Annotated in this window: 20 protein-coding genes; 7 read left to right on the top strand and 13 right to left on the bottom strand. The window is 41.0% G+C overall.

Translation table 11 applies throughout. From position 1 onward, the window contains the following. Positions 1-111 precede the first annotated feature (111 nt). From KDN43_RS04475 to prmC, 5 genes are all read right to left on the bottom strand, one after another. Positions 112-531, bottom strand: coding sequence for an SRPBCC family protein (locus KDN43_RS04475; protein WP_238868479.1), 420 nt, complete (start codon positions 529-531; stop codon positions 112-114). After that, complete coding sequence (gene pyrE, locus KDN43_RS04470) at positions 528-1,181, bottom strand: orotate phosphoribosyltransferase (protein WP_238868478.1); 654 nt, start codon at positions 1,179-1,181, stop codon at positions 528-530. The genes KDN43_RS04475 and pyrE overlap by 4 nt, the downstream gene beginning before the upstream one ends. 261 nt (positions 1,182-1,442) lie before the next feature. Next, positions 1,443-2,153: a ComF family protein gene (locus KDN43_RS04465; RefSeq protein WP_238868477.1), complete on the bottom strand. Its 711-nt coding sequence runs from the start codon at positions 2,151-2,153 to the stop codon at positions 1,443-1,445. 83 nt (positions 2,154-2,236) lie between these two features. After that, positions 2,237-2,728: a regulatory protein RecX gene (locus KDN43_RS04460; protein ID WP_238868476.1), complete on the bottom strand. Its 492-nt coding sequence runs from the start codon at positions 2,726-2,728 to the stop codon at positions 2,237-2,239. Positions 2,729-2,732: 4 nt separating this feature from the next. After that, complete coding sequence (gene prmC, locus KDN43_RS04455) at positions 2,733-3,569, bottom strand: peptide chain release factor N(5)-glutamine methyltransferase (RefSeq protein WP_238868475.1); 837 nt, start codon at positions 3,567-3,569, stop codon at positions 2,733-2,735. A 92-nt stretch (positions 3,570-3,661) separates the two neighbouring features. Between prmC and ribD the strand changes: the two genes are divergently transcribed. From ribD to KDN43_RS04420, 7 genes are all read left to right on the top strand, one after another. Continuing rightward, positions 3,662-4,732, top strand: a complete 1,071-nt coding sequence (gene ribD / locus KDN43_RS04450) for a bifunctional diaminohydroxyphosphoribosylaminopyrimidine deaminase/5-amino-6-(5-phosphoribosylamino)uracil reductase RibD (RefSeq protein WP_238868474.1) — start codon at positions 3,662-3,664, stop codon at positions 4,730-4,732. A gap of 82 nt (positions 4,733-4,814) precedes the next feature. Continuing rightward, positions 4,815-6,161, top strand: a complete 1,347-nt coding sequence (locus KDN43_RS04445; RefSeq protein WP_238868473.1) for a DUF6242 domain-containing protein — start codon at positions 4,815-4,817, stop codon at positions 6,159-6,161. A gap of 80 nt (positions 6,162-6,241) precedes the next feature. After that, positions 6,242-6,952 (top strand): type IX secretion system protein PorG, encoded by a 711-nt coding sequence (porG, locus tag KDN43_RS04440; RefSeq protein WP_238868472.1) that lies wholly within the window; start codon positions 6,242-6,244, stop codon positions 6,950-6,952. Positions 6,953-6,972: 20 nt separating this feature from the next. Then, positions 6,973-7,716, top strand: coding sequence for an isoprenyl transferase (locus KDN43_RS04435; RefSeq protein ID WP_238868471.1), 744 nt, complete (start codon positions 6,973-6,975; stop codon positions 7,714-7,716). A 54-nt stretch (positions 7,717-7,770) separates the two neighbouring features. Next, the gene (gene bamA, locus KDN43_RS04430) at positions 7,771-10,458 is read left to right on the top strand and encodes an outer membrane protein assembly factor BamA (protein ID WP_238868470.1); all 2,688 of its coding nucleotides are present in this window, start codon (positions 7,771-7,773) and stop codon (positions 10,456-10,458) included. 180 nt (positions 10,459-10,638) lie between these two features. Continuing rightward, on the top strand, positions 10,639-11,151 hold the full coding sequence (locus KDN43_RS04425) for an OmpH family outer membrane protein (RefSeq protein WP_238868469.1): 513 nt from the start codon (positions 10,639-10,641) through the stop codon (positions 11,149-11,151). Positions 11,152-11,219: 68 nt separating this feature from the next. Continuing rightward, the gene (locus KDN43_RS04420) at positions 11,220-11,732 is read left to right on the top strand and encodes an OmpH family outer membrane protein (protein ID WP_238868468.1); all 513 of its coding nucleotides are present in this window, start codon (positions 11,220-11,222) and stop codon (positions 11,730-11,732) included. Between the two features lie 170 nt (positions 11,733-11,902). On the opposite strand, the gene KDN43_RS04415 is transcribed toward KDN43_RS04420, so the two are convergent. The 8 genes from KDN43_RS04415 to KDN43_RS04380 form a co-directional block, all read right to left on the bottom strand. Beyond that, positions 11,903-13,048 (bottom strand): universal stress protein, encoded by a 1,146-nt coding sequence (locus KDN43_RS04415; protein WP_238868467.1) that lies wholly within the window; start codon positions 13,046-13,048, stop codon positions 11,903-11,905. 116 nt (positions 13,049-13,164) lie between these two features. Continuing rightward, positions 13,165-13,455, bottom strand: a complete 291-nt coding sequence (locus tag KDN43_RS04410; RefSeq protein WP_238868466.1) for a DNA-binding protein — start codon at positions 13,453-13,455, stop codon at positions 13,165-13,167. Between the two features lie 131 nt (positions 13,456-13,586). Then, positions 13,587-14,285: a phosphatase PAP2 family protein gene (locus KDN43_RS04405; RefSeq protein ID WP_238868465.1), complete on the bottom strand. Its 699-nt coding sequence runs from the start codon at positions 14,283-14,285 to the stop codon at positions 13,587-13,589. A gap of 76 nt (positions 14,286-14,361) precedes the next feature. After that, a complete protein-coding gene (locus tag KDN43_RS04400) occupies positions 14,362-15,204 on the bottom strand; it encodes a tetratricopeptide repeat protein (RefSeq protein WP_238868464.1) in 843 nt (280 codons plus the stop codon). 285 nt (positions 15,205-15,489) lie between these two features. Next, complete coding sequence (locus tag KDN43_RS04395) at positions 15,490-17,349, bottom strand: BatD family protein (RefSeq protein ID WP_238868463.1); 1,860 nt, start codon at positions 17,347-17,349, stop codon at positions 15,490-15,492. A gap of 14 nt (positions 17,350-17,363) precedes the next feature. Beyond that, positions 17,364-18,104: a tetratricopeptide repeat protein gene (locus KDN43_RS04390; RefSeq protein WP_238868462.1), complete on the bottom strand. Its 741-nt coding sequence runs from the start codon at positions 18,102-18,104 to the stop codon at positions 17,364-17,366. A gap of 71 nt (positions 18,105-18,175) precedes the next feature. Continuing rightward, positions 18,176-19,201 (bottom strand): vWA domain-containing protein, encoded by a 1,026-nt coding sequence (locus KDN43_RS04385; protein WP_238868461.1) that lies wholly within the window; start codon positions 19,199-19,201, stop codon positions 18,176-18,178. Positions 19,202-19,235: 34 nt separating this feature from the next. After that, positions 19,236-20,219 carry a vWA domain-containing protein gene (locus KDN43_RS04380; protein WP_238868460.1) on the bottom strand — a complete coding sequence of 328 codons (984 nt, stop codon included), beginning with the start codon at positions 20,217-20,219 and terminating at the stop codon, positions 19,236-19,238. Position 20,220 lies beyond the last annotated feature (1 nt).

The following is a 20,220-nucleotide window of genomic DNA, read 5'->3' as shown; positions in this document are numbered from 1 at the left end:
GAGCCAGGAAAGGCTCCGCTGTTAGCTCCGAACCGCTTGCCCTTACTGTTCGGTCAAATCGTAAACAATCAGTCAAATAACTGCTGTTTACACCCGGCAGCAGGAATAGAGTCACAACTGGCCATAAGGAAGCAGGGCCAAAGCATCCGATATTTTATCAACTACCTCCCTGATTGGTTTCTCTACCATCCCCTTCATAAAAGGATTAAGTTCGGCCTTTACAGTTATCCGAAGCCTGGTATCCTTCTCAGCTTTTGCTGCCAGTTGTATCCATAAAAATATATCGAATGGCAGTTTCTCTGATTTGAACTTCACCAGCTTGTTAGCCTCCCGTTCCACTACAATGAAGGTTACCTTTCCAATAGGATCAACACGAAAGGAAACGCTGTCTTGATCGAAGGTGAAATCGCTGATTTTATTTTCAGGTATCCGTTCTTTCACCAGCTCCAGCTTGCGAAGATCTGAGAGAACCCTGAAAACTTCCTCATCACTGTAGGGTATGATTTTTATATCACTGACAAATTCGGTCATCTCTTTGATTTTTTAAAGGATTGTCCCCAGTTTTCAGGATCTCTACGCCAGTCCTGCAAAGTGTTCAACTCCGATTCATCAATGTAGTCGGTTGCCATAGCCTCATCAAGTATTGCTTCGTAATTTGAAAGTGTGGTAAGCTCTACCCGTGCTTCGTGCATACTTTGCATTGCCTGGGGGAAGCCGTAGGTAAACACTGCCAGCATGCCAAGTACATCGGAACCATCGCGACGTATTGCCTCCACTGCCTTAAGGCTGCTCCCTCCGGTAGAGACCAGATCCTCAATAACTATAACCTTCTGCTTCGGTTTTAGATCACCTTCTATCAAATTTTCCAGGCCGTGATCCTTAGGTGTTGAACGAATATACACAAAGGGCAAATCAAGCAGGTCGGCGACCAGCACACCCGGAGCGATAGCACCTGTAGCTACACCTGCAATAGCATCCGCTTGCGGATATTTTTCCATGATAATTCGCGCGAACTCAATTTTTATAAAATTGCGTATGGATGGATACGACATCAATTTGCGATTATCGCAATATATGGGAGATTTCCAGCCCGAAGCCCATGTGAACGGATTGGATGGCTGCAGCTTAATAGCTTTTACCTTGAGAAGTTTTTCGGCTGTAAGTTTCTGTACTGTGTTCATACAATTAATTTTATTCTTTTAGTTGTATCTGGCCCTTGATAATTAATATACCACCGGAATTGGGTATTTATCCGCAATAACCTAGTCTAAACAAGTTTGGCCTCTGATCATTTAGCTAAATGGAAATAACCACTCCCTTCACGCATTTAATTATTGTTTTAATCATGCCAGCTTCATATTTCTTGATGACCATTATGCAGACTAACTACAAAAGTAAGCTTTTTAAAGATGATTTGAATGTTATTTTAAATAAAAATACAATTAAAAAACCTCTCCCAGTGTAGCTATACTAATTTTCAGATTTTTGCATTGATGTAATGCCACTCCGCAAGCTTCCAAAGTTGAACCGGTAGTAATCACGTCGTCAACCAGAAGGAGGTGTTTTTGTTCAAATTCCGCGGGATCGTTAACACTGAAAATATCCCTGACATTCTCCCAGCGTTGCGTCTTGGTGCGTTTGGTCTGCGTGGGGTTATATATTATCCTGACCAGGTTCCCAGACGATACAGGAAGAGAAGTTGCTTCCGATAATCCTTTCGAAATGAGATAAGCCTGGTTGTAGCCACGTTTTTTCTCTTTCTTAGGATGCAGCGGAACAGGTACTATCATATCCACAGGTTTAAGAAAATCACTTTCCACAAGATCTTTACCGAACATTCTGCCAAGCAGGAGGCCGATCTCTTTACCGTGATAATATTTAAGATGATATATCAGGGGGGCAAGCATACCCCCTTTTGCATAAACACAATAGGAAGCAATCCGCTCAAAAGGAATCCTGCCCGCCATAAGCTTTTCTGCAGCATTGCCAGAATGTCTGAAATTATTTGTTTTGGGAAGCCTATACAAACATTTCAGGCATGCACCCACCTCAGAGCTTAGTAACTCCTCGCCACAGATTACACACACATTCGGAAAAAAAAGGTTTGAGAATTCTTTTACTATCAACCGGAATTTTCCTCTTAGACTTCTCATATCCACCTGATTATCTATAACAAATATTTATCGGATCGCCAATCCCGATTGTCCGGCTAATTGTCACGGAGTCAGACGCCTGTTTAATCGGGAATATTATCGAGGTTCATTCTTTTCATACATCGCAAAATCTCACTTATTGGAAAGCCCCTTCCAAGTGCATAACGAATAAGCTTACCATTTCTCTCGTATTCAGAACCAGCAGTTATTGTTTTTATCTTTTTTTCAAGCAACGGCTGCAACGGCTCGTTCAAATCGCTGGAGGAAAATTCCGAAAACACCTCATCAATCAGCTCTTTAGGAACATGCTTTTGTCGCAGCGAGGCTTCAATTTTTATTCTTCCCCATTTATTAAAATGAAGCTTATCATTTATAAAGCTCCGGATAAACCTTTTATCATCAATAAATTTCCCGGCTATCAGCATTTCTATGATTTTTTCCACAGCCTGTTCAGATAAGTTCATTCCCGAAAGTTTCTTTCGTACATCGAACCTACAGCACTCTTTTTGTGAACAGGTACGTGCCATTCGTGCAAATGCCTGCTCCTCTGTAATTATTTTTCTGTCTTCATTCATTTTGTCATGGCTTCTCAGCACGAATCATTCGCCAATTGCCGGAAATATCTTTTCGTAACTCCACAGAAACAAATCCCCTGTCAAGGAGCATACTTTGTATCTCTGCACCTTTATCCCTGTTTATTTCAAAATAGAGTTTACCCCTATTGCTTAACGCCTCAAACGCTATATCAGCAATCCGTTCATAGAACAACAGCGGTTTATTATCAGGAACAAACAGCGCTTTATGGGGTTCAAAGCTAAGCACACTCCTTTCCATCTCCTCTTTTTCAGACTCCATCACATAAGGCGGATTACTCACGATCACATTGTAAAAAATATCTGTATTGAATGGCTGAAATATGTCCCTGTGGGCAAAATGTACAACTGCATCATTAATCCGGGCGTTTTCAACAGCAACTAAAAGCGCATTGTCAGATATATCCCAGGCATATACTTCAGCCGGAGCCATTTTTTTTGCCAGGGCAACTGCAATGCATCCACTGCCCGTTCCTATATCCAAAACCTTACCTGTCTCATATTTATTTTCATACAATACCCACTCCACAAGCTCTTCAGTCTCGGGACGGGGAATAAGCACGTCGGGAGTCACGATGAACGACAATCCGTAAAACTCAGTCCTCCCCAATATATACTGCACAGGCTCTCCGTTTTTAAGCCTGGATATAATATCATTGACTTTTCTTGTTCGGGAAAAGGATAAATTATTAATTTTGTCACTTACAGAACCAAAAGGGATATTATATATCTCTTCTATAAGAAGGCGGGCAAGCGCAATAATTTCCTGATTGGAATACAATCCATTCAATTCACGCCGTAGATGGTCAACGAAATGCCTCATTTTTTGAATAATCTGTATAACAAATATGCCCAAATAATTAAATCAGAGTCGTTGTAAAACGGCCGTTGTCTGATTCAACAAAGATAGCTAAAATGGAGATAAATCCTATATTTATGGACCGGTGCCTGCAACTTGCCCTAAAAGGAGAAGGCTTTACAAAGCCGAATCCGCTGGTAGGAGCCGTTATTGTACATTGCAACAAAATAATTGGGGAAGGATATCACCGGCAATATGGGGGCCCTCACGCCGAAGTAAACGCCATTGCCTCAGTGAAAGATGTTTCACTCCTGCGGGATTCAACCCTTTATGTATCTTTGGAACCATGCTCACACCACGGCAAAACACCTCCATGCGCACAAATGATAGTCTCTAATAAGATACCAAGAGTGGTGCTGGCCATTAAAGATCCTAATCCGGCGGTGTCTGGCAAGGGAATTGAAATAATGAGCAATAACGGCATTGATGTAACAGTGGGAATAATGGGTGAGGAAGCATGCGAGTTGAATAAAATGTTCTTCGTGAACCAACTCTTCAAAAGGCCGTTTGTGATGCTGAAATGGGCACAAAGCAAAGACGGTTTCATTGATGTTATACGGGACTCAATAGATGACATGGCACCTGCGAAAATATCAAATAGCTTTACAAACACAGTTGTTCATAAATTTCGAACTCATGCACAGGGAATTATTGTTGGCACCAAAACGGCTCTCTTGGATAACCCTCAACTGACTGCCAGAAAGTGGTTTGGCCCCCACCCCTCCAGAATCGTTATTGACAGGGAGAACAAGATACCAGCGAACTCGGCCCTCTTCGACGGTTCAGCTCCTGCTATTGTTTTTACCGCATCGGCGCCAGCTATTGATAAAGATAACAAGCAGGTGAAATATATTGAAATTGATTTTACCAAAGATACCAACAGGCAAATTTTAAGTAGCCTGTACAATGAAAAGATATACTCATTGCTCGTTGAAGGCGGCACAAGCCTGCTAAACTCATTCATAGAGAAAAGCCTATGGGATGAAGCTTATGTAGAGATTTCTGACAAAAAGCTTTTTTCGGGTGTAAAAGCACCGGAAATAAAGGGTAAAACAATCAGTGTTGAAAAGTATCTAAATTCGTTGCAATTCCATTTAAAGAGTGAAATAACTCGAAATTTTCTTTAAATATTCATTTTGGTATGGTTTAAGCGAAAAATCTTCCTACTTTTGCATATCATAAACGTGGTATACAATATATTTGAAACTAATGATATCTAAATATTTCCTTTGGGCATCGGTGATTGTCATGAACCTTTTGTTTCTATCCTCTTGCCTTAATTCATCCGACAACAATGTGGAATATTCGCCTGATGCACAGATTTATGCTTTCTCTCTGTCGTCCAAGGCAGACACTTCCAGGTTGTTACCAGCAACTGCATTCACTATTGACCAGGTTAACGGGATGATCTTCAACAAGGAGCCTTTACCATTTCAATTTAATGTGGACAGCGTGGTCATGAATATTACGGGAGCAAATGGCTATAGCCCTTTCAGCCTCGTTATGTTGCTTCTTGTGCCAGACTCTTCATACGCTTGGGTACAGTCCGACTCGGTTGCTCTATCACGGTTACTCAAGATAACCACAACGGCACCAGATGGGATCAACTCAAAAATATACCACTTCCGACTAAATGTTTATCAACAGGATCCATATTTGATCACATGGGAAAACAAAACGGATAATTATATACCATCGCAGGCAGATGAGCAAAAAACTGTTGTTTTCAACAACCGGTTCATCACCTATTACAAATCGGGAACGGAAATAGACGCTATGACGTCAGTTGTGGCCGATGGAGTTAACTGGAGCAAGGCTAACCTGACAGGATTACCCAATAGCGTAAGGTTTTCATCTCTTGTGGTATCAGGGGACCTTGCCTTCGTGCTAGATGAGGCAACAAAAAAAGTCTATAAATCTACCGATGGGATCATCTGGAGTCAGATTGCCACAAATTACGACGTGGAGGCTATTTACGAAGTACTCCCATCTGCATCAGGTGGAGATATCTTGATTACGGTAAACAATAACGGTTCTCTGATGTTTGCCAAATCGAAAGATTTCTCTGAAATCAAACTTCTGAACAGCGTTCCGGGTAATATTCCCATTAAGGACTATTCAGCCGCGAAAGTGAAAAATGACCTCTCTTTCGGGGTAAAATACATCATTCTGTCAGGAGGATACAGTGCGGACAACAACAGCAACAACGACATCTTTATACTTCAGGAAAAAGATGGTATCATCACTCATATCACTGCAAGAAAACCTGCATCTGTATCACTGAAAGGCAGCAGGTTGTTTTTCTATGACAATAAACCCTATATGATTACAGCATCGTCAGAAAAAAACATGCTTATCTATTCGGACAATTTTGGCCTCGACTGGAAAAAATCGGCGGATAATCAGGCTTTTCCTGCAGAATTCAGCTACAGAACTAATGCATCCGTTATTGTAGATGCAAATAACTATATATGGATATTCGGCGGAATATCTTCAACCCAGGATCAAATTGTTGATGTGTGGAGAGGAAGGCTTAATAAATTTGCACTGAATTGATAAACATTTGTTGTAAGAGGATAATTTATGAACCTGTTCTTCGTTAATAAGGGTAGAGTAACCCAATCAGTAACGAAAGAATGAAAATTCAAGAAAAATCAAATTTTATCCCTTTTTGGGTGTTCACCCTTCTATTTATCACATTCTCTGCATACATGTTTCCCCAGGATTATAAATATGAGATTGGCGGAGCAGCGGGGACATCGTTTTATATGGGTGATGCCAATAGATCAAAACTTTATCTCAACCCGGGCATAGCAAGCGGTATCCTGTTCAGATATAACATCAACTTTTATTGGGCAATAAAGGCGAACCTTATTGCAGGAACAGTTTCAGGCAACAGCGAAGACTCGGGAAACAGGTTTCCTTTTGACCAAAAGGCATCTTTTCACCGTACATTCGCGGAGATAGGGGCTCAGGTGGAGTTCAATTTCTTCCCCTACAGTGATAAGTTTGCTTACAGAGGCACTAAACGATATACCCCCTATCTGTTTGCCGGCACCGGAGTGACGTATGCCACGGGTAAAAGTGAGTTCCTGAATGCGAACTTGCCTTTTGGGGCAGGTTTTAAATGTAAATTAAAAAACAGACTGCATATCGGTTTTGAGTTTTCTTTTCGTAAACTGTTTGGCGACGATTTCGATGTTACCGGAACAGATGAGGAATGGAGCTTAAAGAATCCATACGGAATTGAAAGCAGTATCCTAAAAAACCGGGATTGGTATTCATTAACTATGATTTACCTGACATGGGAATTCGGAATGCGCAATGATCCGTGTCATGGTAATTAACTATATAGCCGTTAATAGAGATGTCGTTATTTGACAAACTAGATAAAAACCGCATTCCCGTCCACATAGCTATTATTATGGACGGTAACGGACGATGGGCAAAAGCCAGAGGCCTTGATAGAGGCGAAGGGCATAAAGAAGGTGTAAAAGCTATAAAAAAAATAGTTGAAGCCTCAGCCAAAGCATCTGTTCAATATCTTACACTTTATGCTTTTTCTACTGAGAACTGGAATCGTCCCAGTGAAGAGGTTAGTGGGCTGATGGATTTAATGGTATATGCCATCTCCAGGGAAACTGACGAGTTAAAAAAGAATGGAGTCAAGATTCTGTGTATAGGCGACATGAATAGATTGCCTGAGTACGCCAGGACAGCTTTAGAAGGATGTATCCGCGATACGGAGGGTGGCACACGTATTACCATGGTGATTGCATTAAGTTATTCATCGAAATGGGAGCTGACAAATGCCGCCAGAAAAATCGCCGGCGACGTTGCCAAAGGTGTCTTACAGGAAAAAGATATTGATGAAGAAACCATTGGCAGTTATCTATCCACACGCGATTTCCCTGATCCCGACCTACTGGTACGAACAGGCGGAGAACAACGAATAAGTAATTTTCTTCTTTGGCAATGTGCTTATGCGGAATTTTATTTTACGGAAACGTTCTGGCCCGATTTCGGAGAAGAAGAATTGTACGAAGCTATCCTTGATTATCAGGGGCGAGAAAGAAGATACGGTAAAATCAGTGAACAGATTGAGATCTAACAATAATAGTTCCATACAGAACAAAAGAGAGTCGTTGCAAAGAAATTTATCACAATGTCGAAGAAAATATTCAATTTACTTCTGTTATTTATAATATTGTCACAGTCGGCGTCGCTTGCGCAGGCCATTGATACTGTACGCTCTTCCGTACCACGTGAACTCACTGTGAACTACACCGCGCCACCCAAGAAATATTATATTGCCGATATTAACGTAACGGGTGTTGAGGGAACAATGTATGAAGATCAGAAATTCGTCCTCGTTGGTTTTTCGGGGCTATCAAGAGGTCAAAAGATACAGATCCCCGGAGAAGATATCACAAATGCCCTAAAAAGATTCTGGAAGCAGGGCCTTTTCTCCGATGTAAAGATCTTGCAGACAAAAATTGAGGGAGACAGCGTCTGGTTGGAGATCCGCCTTACGGACCGTCCGAGGGTAACCGACATCCATTACTCAGGAATGAAGAAAAGTGAACAGGAGGAAATTGAAAAAAAAGTAGGTTTTGTTAAAGGTAATCAGATAACCCCACCCCAGATAGCCAGAGCCGAGACAATAATTAAAAGTTTCTTTTCTGAAAAAGGATTCGGCGATGCTGAAGTAAGGGTAATGCAGCGCCCCGATGCCACTCAAAAAAACCAGGTGATACTTGAAATTGCAGTGGATAAAAAGGAAAAAATCAAGGTCAACAGTATCCGCATAGAAGGTAATAAAGCCCTTTCTGATAATCAGTTGAAACGCGCGATGAAAAAAACCAATGAGAAAGGAAAAATCAGAAATATTTTCCGCGCAAAGAAATTTGTGGAAGATCTCTATGCAGAGGATAAGAAAAACCTTCTTAATAAGTATCATGAGAAGGGATATCGGGACGCTGAAATTATTCGCGATACAGTATATAAACATAACGAAAAAACGGTCAACATAGATATTCTGGTAGAAGAAGGGCCACTTTACCATATACGTTCAATCAACTGGGTAGGTAATACTCAATATCCATCTTCACAACTGACTCAATTATTGAATATGTCTTCCGGCGACGTTTATAATCAGAAAAAACTGCAGGAAAGGCTTATAAGCGACGAAGATGCAGCAGTGAATCTTTACCAGAACAACGGTTACCTTTTCTCGAATATTGACCCTGTTGAGATTAATATCGAAAATGATTCTGTTGATCTGGAACTTCGTGTTGTTGAAGGGCCAAAAGCGACTATAAAGAGAGTTATTATCCAGGGAAACGATCGCTTGTACGAAGATGTGATCCGCCGCGAATTGAGGACAAAACCGGGTGCCGTATTCAGCAAAGAGGACCTTTTACGTTCAGTACGTGAGATAGCCCAAACCGGCCACTTCGATCCTGAAGCTCTTTCTGCCGACATTTCAGGAGGAATAAACCCCAATCCGGATGATGGGACCGTGGATATTACCTATCCGCTGACATCGAAAGGAAACGACCAGATTGAATTCTCTGCCGGATGGGGTGTTACCGGACTGGTAGGTAAACTTAGTTTGCGTCTTAACAACTTTTCTTTGCAAAACCTGCTGAACCCGTCGATGCGCAGGGGTATCATCCCCCAGGGAGAAGGGCAAACGCTGGTATTAAGCGCACAGACAAATGGCCGCTATTATCAATCCTATCAATTTCAATTCGTGGAACCCTGGTTTGGAGGGAAAAGGCCGAATCATTTTTCAATAAACGCCTACTTTTCAAGATATACAGGGCTAAACGAAAGTTATTACAGCCAAAACACCTATTATAACCCATACATGTACGGATACGGAGGTTATCCATATTACGGGGGGGGGTACGGAGGTTATGGTGGAGGCTATGGAGGCTATGGAGGCTATGGTTACCAGGATATGATGGAGTATGCATACGACCCCAACCAGATATTTAATATGTTCGGATTATCAGTAGGGTACGGGAAACGACTTGAATGGCCGGACGATTATTTCCAGATTATGGCTGAACTGGGATACCAACGGTATGATCTTAAAAACTGGTCATATAACCAGTTTCCTTTCCAGACAGGAGCGAGCAACAGTATCACTCTTGGTCTTACTTTATCTCGCATATCAACGGATAACCCCATCTATACGAGAACGGGATCACAGTTTACACTCAGCGTCAACGCCACACCTCCTTTCTCTTTATGGGACGGAAACGACTATGCCAAAATGGCATATAACAACCCTGAAAAATATAAATGGAACGAATATCACAAGTGGAAGTTAAAAATACGCACTTTCACACCCCTTACCCCGTTAACGGTTACAAGGACTCCTGTGATAGCAACAAGAGTTGAATTCGGCATATTGGGACACTATAATAAACACAAACAGACTCCTTTTGAAACATTCGATGTGGGTGGTGACGGGATGAGCGGCTACACAAGTTCTTTCGCTACTGAAAATGTGGCTTTGAGGGGATATGAGAACAACTCAATCGCTACACAAGCAAGGGCTTATACACGCCTGGGTGTGGAATTGCGTTATCCGTTTATCCTTGAACCTAACTCAACTATTTATGGAGTTACATTCATAGAAGCGGGGAATGCATGGTGGAATGCAAAAGATCTTAACCCGTTCGATCTGAAACGATCTGCTGGAGCAGGAGTACGTATATTCCTCCCAATGATCGGTTTAATGGGGATAGACTGGGCATACGGATTTGACACTGTTTACGGACGTGGGAACAGAGAGAAAGGCGGAAGCCAGTTCCACTTCATTATCGGACAAGAATTCTGATTAAGTTACAGAAAATAGTTTTAAACGACAATTTGGAATACATGTCATTTACAAATTATTGTTATCTAATAGTTTTCAGCCGTTATTAACATAATTTACTTATACATCTGTAAACGTTTCTCTTTATAAACCGTCTTTATTATCAGAATACAATAACATATTGAAAAATAAAGGAATCGTATGAAAAAAATGCTATTTTTTGCCTGTTTATTTATGGCGCTTTCTCTAGGGAACAGCTATGCCCAGAAATATGCACTTATTGATATGGAATATATCCTGAAAAAAATTCCTTCATATGAAAACGCTAACAAACAGCTTGAAGCTTTATCACAAGAGTGGCAGAAAGAAGTTGATACAGAAGTTGAAAGCGTTAATGCCATGTATAAAAAATATCAGGCCGACCTGGTGTTTCTTGCCGGGAATGAAAAGACAAAACGCGAAAATGAAATTGTGGCCAAAGAAAATGCTATTCAGGAGCTGCGTAACCAATACTTTGGCCCTCAGGGAGAACTGTATAAACAGAGGGAAGAACTTATTAAGCCTATACAGGATAGTATATATGAAGCGGTTAAAGATATTTCATTAGAATCAGGCTACTCCATTGTTGTAGACAGGGCATCTGCCTCATCAATTATTTTTGCATCACCCAGTATAGATATTAGTGATCAAGTGCTCTCTAAATTAGGCTATTGAAAAAAATATCTTATCTTTGTACCCGGTTTTCCACAGAGTTTTAAATTTATAAAATAGATATAGAAATCATGTTTAAAAAATTATTGATTATTATTATTGCACTGGCTCCTTTAGCTGCTGTTGCACAAGATGTTAAAATCGCATATCTCAATGCACAGGAGATTTTCTCTGCTATGCCCGAACTACCTGGAATAGAAACCAAACTGACCACCAAACAGGAAGAAATCAATAAAAACGGACAGGCATTAGTGGATGAATTCAATAAAAAAGCAGAGGAATTTGATAAGACCCCTGCTGGTTCAGAAGCCATACAGCAAGACAGGCAAAAACAGCTTACCCAGATTCAGGAAAGATACCAGGTATATCTTCAAAACAGCCAACAGGAGATGGGTCAATTACAGCAGCAGCTACTCGAGCCTGTGAACAAAAAGATTGCAGATGCCATCAAGTCAGTAGGTGACGAAAACAATTACACTTATATCTTTGACATATCTACCATGCAATCACCTATTGTGTATGTGAACTCTACAACAGCTGTAAACATCACACAGCAAGTGAAAACAAAATTGGGTCTCAAATAATTCATCAGCTCTGAATTAAAGGATACATAAAACCTGAAACAATTATTTTGAGAGGTTATATATTCCAACCAGTTTCCCAATAGATTAATATTAAAACGGGGGTGAATCCACAAACTGATTCCACCCCCGTTTTAGTATAAGTTCACGTCACTATGTTCAAGTTACACGGCTTACATCCCCTTTATAACCAGCAGCGGTGTATCTGAATGAAACAACATCCTTCTGGCGATACCCGGGTTAAACATCCTGGCGAAAATATTCCTGCGTGAGCTCGACAGGGAGATCATATCTATTTTGTTATCCTCCACAAACTTATCGAGAGTAACTTCCAACCCCTCGCTCTGGTCTATCAGTTTATACTCTGTCTGCAGTTGCGGATAGATTTCCGAAAAACGTTTCTGAATACCCGAAAGTTTTATCTCATTCCATATATCCTCCTTTTTGGCAATATGTGCAAGATAAACCTTCACAGGATAAAGTTTAAGAAACTTCATCATTATATCGAACGCCTTGAATTCGCGTTCACGGAAATTAGTTAGAAAAACTATAGTCTTCATTTCTGTGAGAGCTCTTGCCTTTGCCCCATCAGGAACAGCGAAAATGGGTGTTGTGCAACCATCCATAACTTCAGCAGTAACACTCCCTATAAGATCCAGCTCCTTGGCATTCTTTCCTCTCGTGCCCATTACAATGGCCGCAGGACGCATCTTTTTTGAATATGATATTATCTCCTCTTCCGGAAGCCCCTCAATCAACATCGTTTTATAAGGTACGTCGGGTAATTTACCGGAAGCTACTTCATCGGCTATCTTTTTTACCAAGATCTTCATCTCCTCTTCTGTTTTGTTTTTCACATCGTGATAAAGATCTTTGTCGGTTGCCTGCAGTGTGAAAGAGTCTCCAAAGGGGACAGATGCCGGGTAGAAGGGTGTAAAAAAAGCATGCAGCAGCTTTACAGTGCAATCCATATCGCTTGCCAGACGGAAACCAAATTCACAGGCGCTAAGGGAATAATCGGAAAAGTCGACGGGAATAAGTATCTCGCGGTTAGTTTCTTCTAGTTCCTCAGCAACTTCGTGTGAAACAAAGTCCACATCTTCAATAATACGGAGTGCCCTGGGAAGATCGCTTTCATTAATTCTTACACGCACATTTCCCGGAATTACCGGTTCTATCATCTTAATGCCATGAATAACTGTCGGAATACCTTCAGACTCTAAAATTGATTTTAATATACAAGCTTTCTCGTAAGTATGAATGGCTACCGTTACCAGTTTTTCATCATGTGTGTTGCTTTTTTTACTCTCTTTTGCCATACTATTACATTATATGGCATCCATTGAATATAGACAACGGACGCTTGGTTTGTTTTAAAGAGAAAAGCCCAATTACCCTACCCCTCCGGATTACATATATTGGGCTTATAATTAATTCACTCTGTCTCTTCAATATTTACCGGACTCGGTTCCGGGTAATCCTTAAGCCCTAATATTTTCAATGCTTTGTCAAAAATAGTGGTATCGTCGAGAACAACAATACCACCATTCGGACCGGGTTCAATGTGTATTCCTACACTATTGCCTTCCTTGTAATTGTATCCACCAAAATAGTTCCTTACGGTTTCGGGTTTCATGTCCAATTCCGATGCTATCTGGTGGATACTACCATCGGGGAGCTTGTCTTTCAATTCTCTTAACTCATTAAAAGTGATTGTTCTTGCCATGGCTTTTTATTTTTATTTTGATAATACACTCAGGATCTATTTCGTGCCCTAAACTTACTTAAAAAAACAGATATTCCAAACTATTTCAATAAAATATTTGCGAAATAATACTCCTTTTTTTATAACACAGCTCAATGAGGTAAAGTTGACAAAAAAGGACTAAAAATAATCAAGAGAATAATATAGATAGTAATAAATAGTGACAGTATAATACCATGTTTCCTACTAAAGACGACAGTTCGCTCAAATATTGGGGAAAAAATAAATTTATTTCGTGACCAGTTAAATAATTTATATAAAAGAATTGCTATAATAACACCCACAATCATACCGGCCAGAATGTCTGTAATAAAATGTACACCAAGGTAAATACGGGTATAGCTGTATAACACAGCCCATGCAACCGTAGCAATGGAAACACCACGATATTTTAAAACAAGTGAGATAAAAACGGCTAAGCCTGAACTTGTTGTAGCATGCCCTGAAATAAAACCGTACATACCACCTCTGTAATTGTTAACAATATCGACCAAATTTCTGAAATCGATGTGATGAGTCGGCCTGCGACGCTCAAACAGAGGTTTGAACAACGATGAAGATATCTGATCGCAAAGGACTAGAACAATGATAAAGAAAATTGATACCAGCAGTGCATTATTCCATTTTGTTTTATAGAAAAAGAGCAGGAATATAAACAAAAAAAGTGGTATCCATACAAACCTTCCACTTATTGTCCACATCACATTGTCGAGAAAAACCGAATCACTGCCATTTAAGGCAAAAAACAGCTCTCGTTCTATCGGCAGCATACTTTCAACAATTCTTCTCATACAATAAACATGATTTAATTAGGAGTAAAAACCTTCAAGAATCCTAAATGCATGCACTAAGATTCAAAATATTTTCTCAGATAATTTCAACTTTCTGCTTCGGAGTCCAGCCCACACTTCCGTTCGCTATCTCTATCTCATACCAGTTTCCATCGCTGTTCCTTATCTTTACCTTTGTACCTTCATGCAGCTCAAAAAGCACATTGCTGTTCTCATCAGGAGAAGCGTTAACACTGGCAGCACCAACTGTCACGATAGCATAATTCCTTTGAATTTGCTCTCTTTTCTGGTTAAATGCGAATATATTTGCAATAATCATAAATACAAAAAACACTATTCCGCTGTAAAAAGCAGTTTTTCTTATCCACAATAAGCGAACAAACAGAAAAAGTGTTAAACATACCAGAAATAGGAGAAAAAACACAATACCTGCAGTACCCCAAATATCGGAGCTTAACATATTGCGGATGCCATTAATCCAGTTGGTAAGAAACAGGCTGCCAACCTCTTCAATACGGTCTTCGGTGCGACTACCGGCAAAACGCAGATTATGCCTTATATCACTGTCACCGGGATCAAGCATTAGCGCTCTCTCATAATTCAAAATAGCTTTTCCAAGCCTGTTGTCCCTGAAATAGGCGTTGCCCAGGTTATAGTATATCTGGGCAGACTCCCTGTCCTCTGCTATTCCTTCTGCCACAATCCCTTCATAAATCTCTATGCTTTTTTTAAAATCGTTGTTCCTGTATGCCTGAGAAGCAGAATCGAGAGAATTTTCCAAAGTATTTTCGTGAAACACAGGTGTATCAGCCTGAGGAGTAGCTTTTAGAATTGTATCTGAAGTATCTTGCGCACCCAAAACTGTGATACTGCAGATGTCAAACAACAGAAAAACAAATGTATATAATATTGATTTCATTTCCATATTAATAAGTTAATCACCTCCGAAAAGCCTTTTCATTGCATGCGTTCCAAAATAGATATTAATGTTCGATGCATTAATAATTATATTTTTCTATAACCAGAATTTTCGTCGCAGACACATAAGTTGAATGTTCAAAAGTATAAAATATATATATATATCAACTATCCGGAATAAAAAACGTGTAAATATTATCAACTATCAAAGATCCGGGATAGGTAAACCCATTATAATAATATGTTACAATTCGCCACACTTAAAAAGTATCACTCTTAATCCCCGCTACTTGTCCTGTTTGTTTTTCTTAAGCCTGTTTTCCATTTCTCCGATAGCTGCCAATGTATCGTTGTAGAGCTGCCCCATCTCAGCGTTACTTTCTGCAGGGGCATAACGCGCAAATTCACAGGTGTCGAGAATATGCATAAACTTACCTACAAGTATATCACTGATTCCATACTTCGACAGCTCATCCTCAATATTATTTTTAGTGAGCCTTGCTAATGGAATTGATAGCTTATCGCTGAAATATCCCCATAGGGCGCGGAGTACTTCGTCGTAGAAACTCTCCTTGTCATTTGCCTTTAGATATTTTCCAGCAGCATTTAGCCTCTTTACAGCTACCTTATTAGCCTTTTTGGTTCGCATCAATGCAACATTCGCGTTTTCACGAGCCTTTTTTCTGTTAATTAAGTAATAGAGAATTAGCAACAGCATTGGAACCACATACCATAGCCAGTAAATGAGTGACCCCGCAAAAAAGTTGCTTCTTGATTTGAATGAAGGTTCTCCAGTTTTCAGAAAACGGATATCCTGTTCTGCTATCACATCCTGCCGGTTAACAAAACTGCCGGCGGTGACACTGCTCGGATCTCCTTTTCCTACAATCAGTTTATATTCGGGGCTAGTCAGTGTCTTATAAGAATTACTATTCAGGTCGAAATAGGTAAATTCCACAGATGGAATTGCATAAGTACCCTCGTAGCGCGGAATGGCCATATACTCAATTTTTCTTATACCGGTCAATCCGTTTGTAGTGACGTTGAAAGAGTTGTCAACAACCGGGTCATACAGCTCAAAGTTACCGGGAAACACAACTTCAGGATTTCGTATCAGCTTAAGGTTCCCGGTTCCCGAAATTTCAAGCCTCAAAGTGATTGCTTCGTTTGCCTTTGTTTCGGAAGTGCTTATAGATGGCTTTAGCGTAAATGTACCCACGGCGTTTGAATAGCTTTCCGGCTTATTGCCAGGAAGAGGCTTCACATTTATTACCAAAGGATTGGTCTCCAAATTCTTCTTTACATCTACCATCACCTCCTGAGAACCGAAAAAGGTGGAGACTCTCCTGCCAGACGGAACGGAAAAAACCATCTCAAGGTTGCCTCTCGGTATGGTTATCTGTCCCGATCTCTGTGGAAAAAGCAATGTCTTGCGCAAATCAGCTGTATAGTAATTCCTTCCGTTATAGCGCTCCATCTGCAATTGTTGATTCACGGGAAGTGCTATATCCTCAACCATGAACCCCTCAAACTCAGGAAACTGAATCTTTCCTATATTTACAATATTAAGTGTTGTATATAACCTGAATGTCACTGTAAACCCCTCCTGTTCATACAGACTGTTTTTGGAAACAATAGCTCTTATGAATGCGTCAGTGGCTGAAACAGCCACTTGACCTGAACCGGCTGAAGGGCTCTCCCCTCTCTGCCCTCCGCCGGGTTCTTGGCTCCGGGCTGAAGCTTCATCGGGAGGGAGAACTTTTATTTGAAGAGAATTTGATTGGTAATTACTTCCATCAATAGTTATTGAAGCAGGCGGTATGTTGAATGTTCCCGCTTTCTTGGCCATGAGGATATAAGTATATGTAACGGAACTTTCTGAGGTTGTTTTACCGTTGACTGTCCGCTGGCTATAGCTGGTAGATGTGCTCGGGCCGAAAAGAAGGTCGAAATCGGACAGATCAGGCAGCCTCAGATTGCGCCCCTCTTTATTCATTACATAGCTCAGCCTGAATTGCTCGCCTTCAACAACCGTTGCCGGTGCTGAAGCTTTAAAAGTAACCTGTGCAAAGAGCTGTGTTGCGCTATTTACAAATAATACAACCAGTAGAATAATAAAAGTGCGTATGCTATGCATATATTTCATTGTCTTTTCCGTCCTTACCAATTTTTATTGCGCCTCCTGTTACTTTCTGCCTTTTCCTCTTTTTGCCGGGCTTTTATCTGTTGTACTTTCTCCTGTGTCTGCTGCTCATCCTGCTCGATTGCCTGTAGAAGTTGACGGGCATTGTCGCGCGACATCTGCTCAGGTTCATCCGGCTGCTCGGCACGTTGCTCCTTATCCTGCTGGTTCTGTCGGGGCTGATCCTGTTGTTCCTGCTGTTGTTCCTGCTGCTGTTCCTGCTGCTGTTCCTGTTCACCCTCACCCTTGTCAGGCTGTTTATTCTCTTGTTCATCCTGAATCATCTTCTGAACAACTGCAAGATTATATCGTGCTCCCCCGTCCAGCGGATTAAGCCGCAATGCCATCTTATAGGCTTCCATCGATTTTTGCAACTCTTTCTTCTGCAACATTGCATTTCCTATATTGTGCCATGCTGCAGATGCTTCCATTGGATTCTCCTGTTGCAGAGAGATAAAGCGGTTATATTGCTCGATAGATCTTTCCCACTCTTTTTGTTTATATAACGTATTCCCAAGGTTAAAGTTTGCCTCCCCGGAAGATGGGTTTTCCTCTACTGCCTTTTCATAAAAGTCTGATGCAGCAGAAAATTTTTGTTGATTATACTCCTTATTCCCTTTACGTATATTTTTCCGTACCTCCTTTTGTGCCGATACGGTTACAGGAACCGTAACGGCCATAATAATTAGTATCAAATATTTATAAACGAATCTGTTCATCCGATTAATTTTTCAGTTTTCCCTAATCTGTTTCAGAAAGTGCAATATTCTATCGGCTGCAGTTTTGTGTTTTACTCTTTAAACAGCTTGACCTTTCTGAACAACCTGTTTTTCTTATCATAAACAAGAATCTCAGCAAAAAGAATCAGCAGCAAAAACCATGCTAAAAAAGTGAATTTTTCATCATATTCAGAGTATGTAAGACTTGACGCTTTCCCCGTTTTCAGTTCATTAAGCTGAGCTTCAAGCGCACGGATAGCTGTATTTGAATTATCGGCTCTCACATACAATCCCTTACCGCTTTTTGCTATCTCCATGCACATCTGTTCGTTAAGCCTGGAAACAACCACGTTACCTTCGGAATCGGCCATATAATTACTGCCATACTCGCCCGATGGTACCGGAGAGCCTTCAGGAGAACCAATTCCCACTACATTGATCATCATCCCGCTCTTTGCCGCTTCGGCTGCAATCTCAGTAGCATTACCTTCGTGGTCTTCACCATCGGTAATTATAATCATAGCTTTGCTCATCTCCTTATCGCTTGAAAAAGAACTCATTCCCAGGCTTATTGCCTGCCCAATTGCTGTACCTTGAATGGGTACAAGACTTGGGTCGATAGTGTTGAGAAAAATTTTTGCAGATTGCGTATCAGATGTCAGTGGCATCTGCACATAAGCTTCACCTGCAAATACTATCAATGATACCCTATCGTTCCTGCGCACATCAATCAACCTCGACAATATCTGCTTAGCCCTCGCCAGCCTGTTGGGTGAGACATCTTCAGCTAGCATGGAGTTTGACACATCTATCGCTATTACCAGCTCAATCCCTTCCTTCTCTACCGTTTCAACTTTTGTCCCGAATTGCGGACGTGCAATCATGAATACACCGGTGCAAAGCGCCGTAAAAATAAGCCAGAACTTCAGATAGGAACGTTTCAACGACATTTCCGGCATCATCTTCTTAAGTGTTGAGAGTGTCCCCATTTTCTGTACATCCTTTCGTTTTCTGATGTTCAGGTAAACGTATACCGCCAACAACAGGGGTATGGCGAGAAACAACCATAAATATTCCGGATTTGCGAATCTAAACATTTCTATTGCATTTCACTTTATAACTTCAATCTATTCAGGGCACACTTCTCAACAATGTTCTGCGAAGCAACAGCTCAAGTAAAATAAGTCCCATTGCTACCAGCGCAAAGGGTAAAAACAGTTCCTGCCGGCGTGTTACATTCTGCACGCTGATAAGGTATTTTTCCATTTCATCTATCTCGTCATACACCTGGCGGAGGCCTTCGGTATCCTGTGCCCGGAAGTATTGCCCTCCTGTCATTGCCGCAATTTCGGTGAGTGTTTTTTCGTCGATGTCTACCGGCATGTTTTGCATCCTTATTCCGTATGGAGTATTCACCGGCGTTGGCGCCATTCCTTTGGTCCCCACGCCCACAGTATAGACCCTAATTCCGTATGAACGAGCCATATCAGCAGCTGTGAGAGGAGCAATCTGGCCTCTGTTGTTTGTTCCGTCAGTAAGAAGGATAACCACCTTCGAGCGCGATTCACTGTTTTTCAATCTGTTCACTGATGTAGCAAGTCCGAGGCCTATAGCAGTTCCGTCTTCTATCAGCCCGAACTCAATTTCGTTCAGCAGGTTAAGTAAAACCTTATGATCGGTTGTGAGCGGACATTGCGTAAAGCTCTCCCCTGCAAAAATAACCAACCCGATATTGTCATTTTTACGGTCAGTAATAAATTCCGATGCTACCTTTTTGGCTGCCTGAAGCCTGTCGGGCAGGAGATCCTGAGCAAGCATGGAACCAGATACATCTAGCGCCATCACAATATCAATTCCCTGAGTCTCAGTCTCCTCCCAGCTGTTTACCGATTGAGGCCTTGCAATTACAATAATAATCAGCGCTAAGGAAATAAGCCTCAATACAAAAGGAAGATGCCGCATATAAACCCTTAAATCGGGCTTAAACCCTTTAAATGCGTTTAGTGATGCCAGCTTGAACGAAGCCTGTGCCTTCGATAAACGGATCACATACCATGCTGTTAACGGTATAAGCAACAGTAATAAATAGAGATATTCAGGATGCAGAAATTCCATT

Source organism: Proteiniphilum propionicum (assembly GCF_022267555.1).
Taxonomy (GTDB): Bacteria; Bacteroidota; Bacteroidia; order Bacteroidales; family Dysgonomonadaceae; genus Proteiniphilum; species Proteiniphilum propionicum.
This window is presented reverse-complemented; position numbering and strand designations above follow the sequence as displayed.

What these genes read in the sequence shown, in the direction of transcription:
- KDN43_RS04465 (WP_238868477.1), bottom strand. Translation starts at nt 2,153, where the DNA reads ATGAGAAGTCTAAGAGGAAAATTCCGGTTGATAGTAAAAGAATTCTCA.
- KDN43_RS04435 (WP_238868471.1), top strand. Translation starts at nt 6,973, where the DNA reads ATGTCGTTATTTGACAAACTAGATAAAAACCGCATTCCCGTCCACATA.
- KDN43_RS04425 (WP_238868469.1), top strand. Translation starts at nt 10,639, where the DNA reads ATGAAAAAAATGCTATTTTTTGCCTGTTTATTTATGGCGCTTTCTCTA.
- ribD (WP_238868474.1), top strand. Translation starts at nt 3,662, where the DNA reads ATGGAGATAAATCCTATATTTATGGACCGGTGCCTGCAACTTGCCCTA.
- KDN43_RS04420 (WP_238868468.1), top strand. Translation starts at nt 11,220, where the DNA reads ATGTTTAAAAAATTATTGATTATTATTATTGCACTGGCTCCTTTAGCT.
- KDN43_RS04400 (WP_238868464.1), bottom strand. Translation starts at nt 15,204, where the DNA reads ATGAAATCAATATTATATACATTTGTTTTTCTGTTGTTTGACATCTGC.
- KDN43_RS04405 (WP_238868465.1), bottom strand. Translation starts at nt 14,285, where the DNA reads ATGAGAAGAATTGTTGAAAGTATGCTGCCGATAGAACGAGAGCTGTTT.
- KDN43_RS04410 (WP_238868466.1), bottom strand. Translation starts at nt 13,455, where the DNA reads ATGGCAAGAACAATCACTTTTAATGAGTTAAGAGAATTGAAAGACAAG.
- KDN43_RS04445 (WP_238868473.1), top strand. Translation starts at nt 4,815, where the DNA reads ATGATATCTAAATATTTCCTTTGGGCATCGGTGATTGTCATGAACCTT.
- KDN43_RS04380 (WP_238868460.1), bottom strand. Translation starts at nt 20,219, where the DNA reads ATGGAATTTCTGCATCCTGAATATCTCTATTTATTACTGTTGCTTATA.
- KDN43_RS04460 (WP_238868476.1), bottom strand. Translation starts at nt 2,728, where the DNA reads ATGAATGAAGACAGAAAAATAATTACAGAGGAGCAGGCATTTGCACGA.
- KDN43_RS04390 (WP_238868462.1), bottom strand. Translation starts at nt 18,104, where the DNA reads ATGAACAGATTCGTTTATAAATATTTGATACTAATTATTATGGCCGTT.
- KDN43_RS04395 (WP_238868463.1), bottom strand. Translation starts at nt 17,349, where the DNA reads ATGAAATATATGCATAGCATACGCACTTTTATTATTCTACTGGTTGTA.
- porG (WP_238868472.1), top strand. Translation starts at nt 6,242, where the DNA reads ATGAAAATTCAAGAAAAATCAAATTTTATCCCTTTTTGGGTGTTCACC.
- KDN43_RS04475 (WP_238868479.1), bottom strand. Translation starts at nt 531, where the DNA reads ATGACCGAATTTGTCAGTGATATAAAAATCATACCCTACAGTGATGAG.
- KDN43_RS04415 (WP_238868467.1), bottom strand. Translation starts at nt 13,048, where the DNA reads ATGGCAAAAGAGAGTAAAAAAAGCAACACACATGATGAAAAACTGGTA.
- KDN43_RS04385 (WP_238868461.1), bottom strand. Translation starts at nt 19,201, where the DNA reads ATGTTTAGATTCGCAAATCCGGAATATTTATGGTTGTTTCTCGCCATA.
- bamA (WP_238868470.1), top strand. Translation starts at nt 7,771, where the DNA reads ATGTCGAAGAAAATATTCAATTTACTTCTGTTATTTATAATATTGTCA.
- prmC (WP_238868475.1), bottom strand. Translation starts at nt 3,569, where the DNA reads ATGAGGCATTTCGTTGACCATCTACGGCGTGAATTGAATGGATTGTAT.
- pyrE (WP_238868478.1), bottom strand. Translation starts at nt 1,181, where the DNA reads ATGAACACAGTACAGAAACTTACAGCCGAAAAACTTCTCAAGGTAAAA.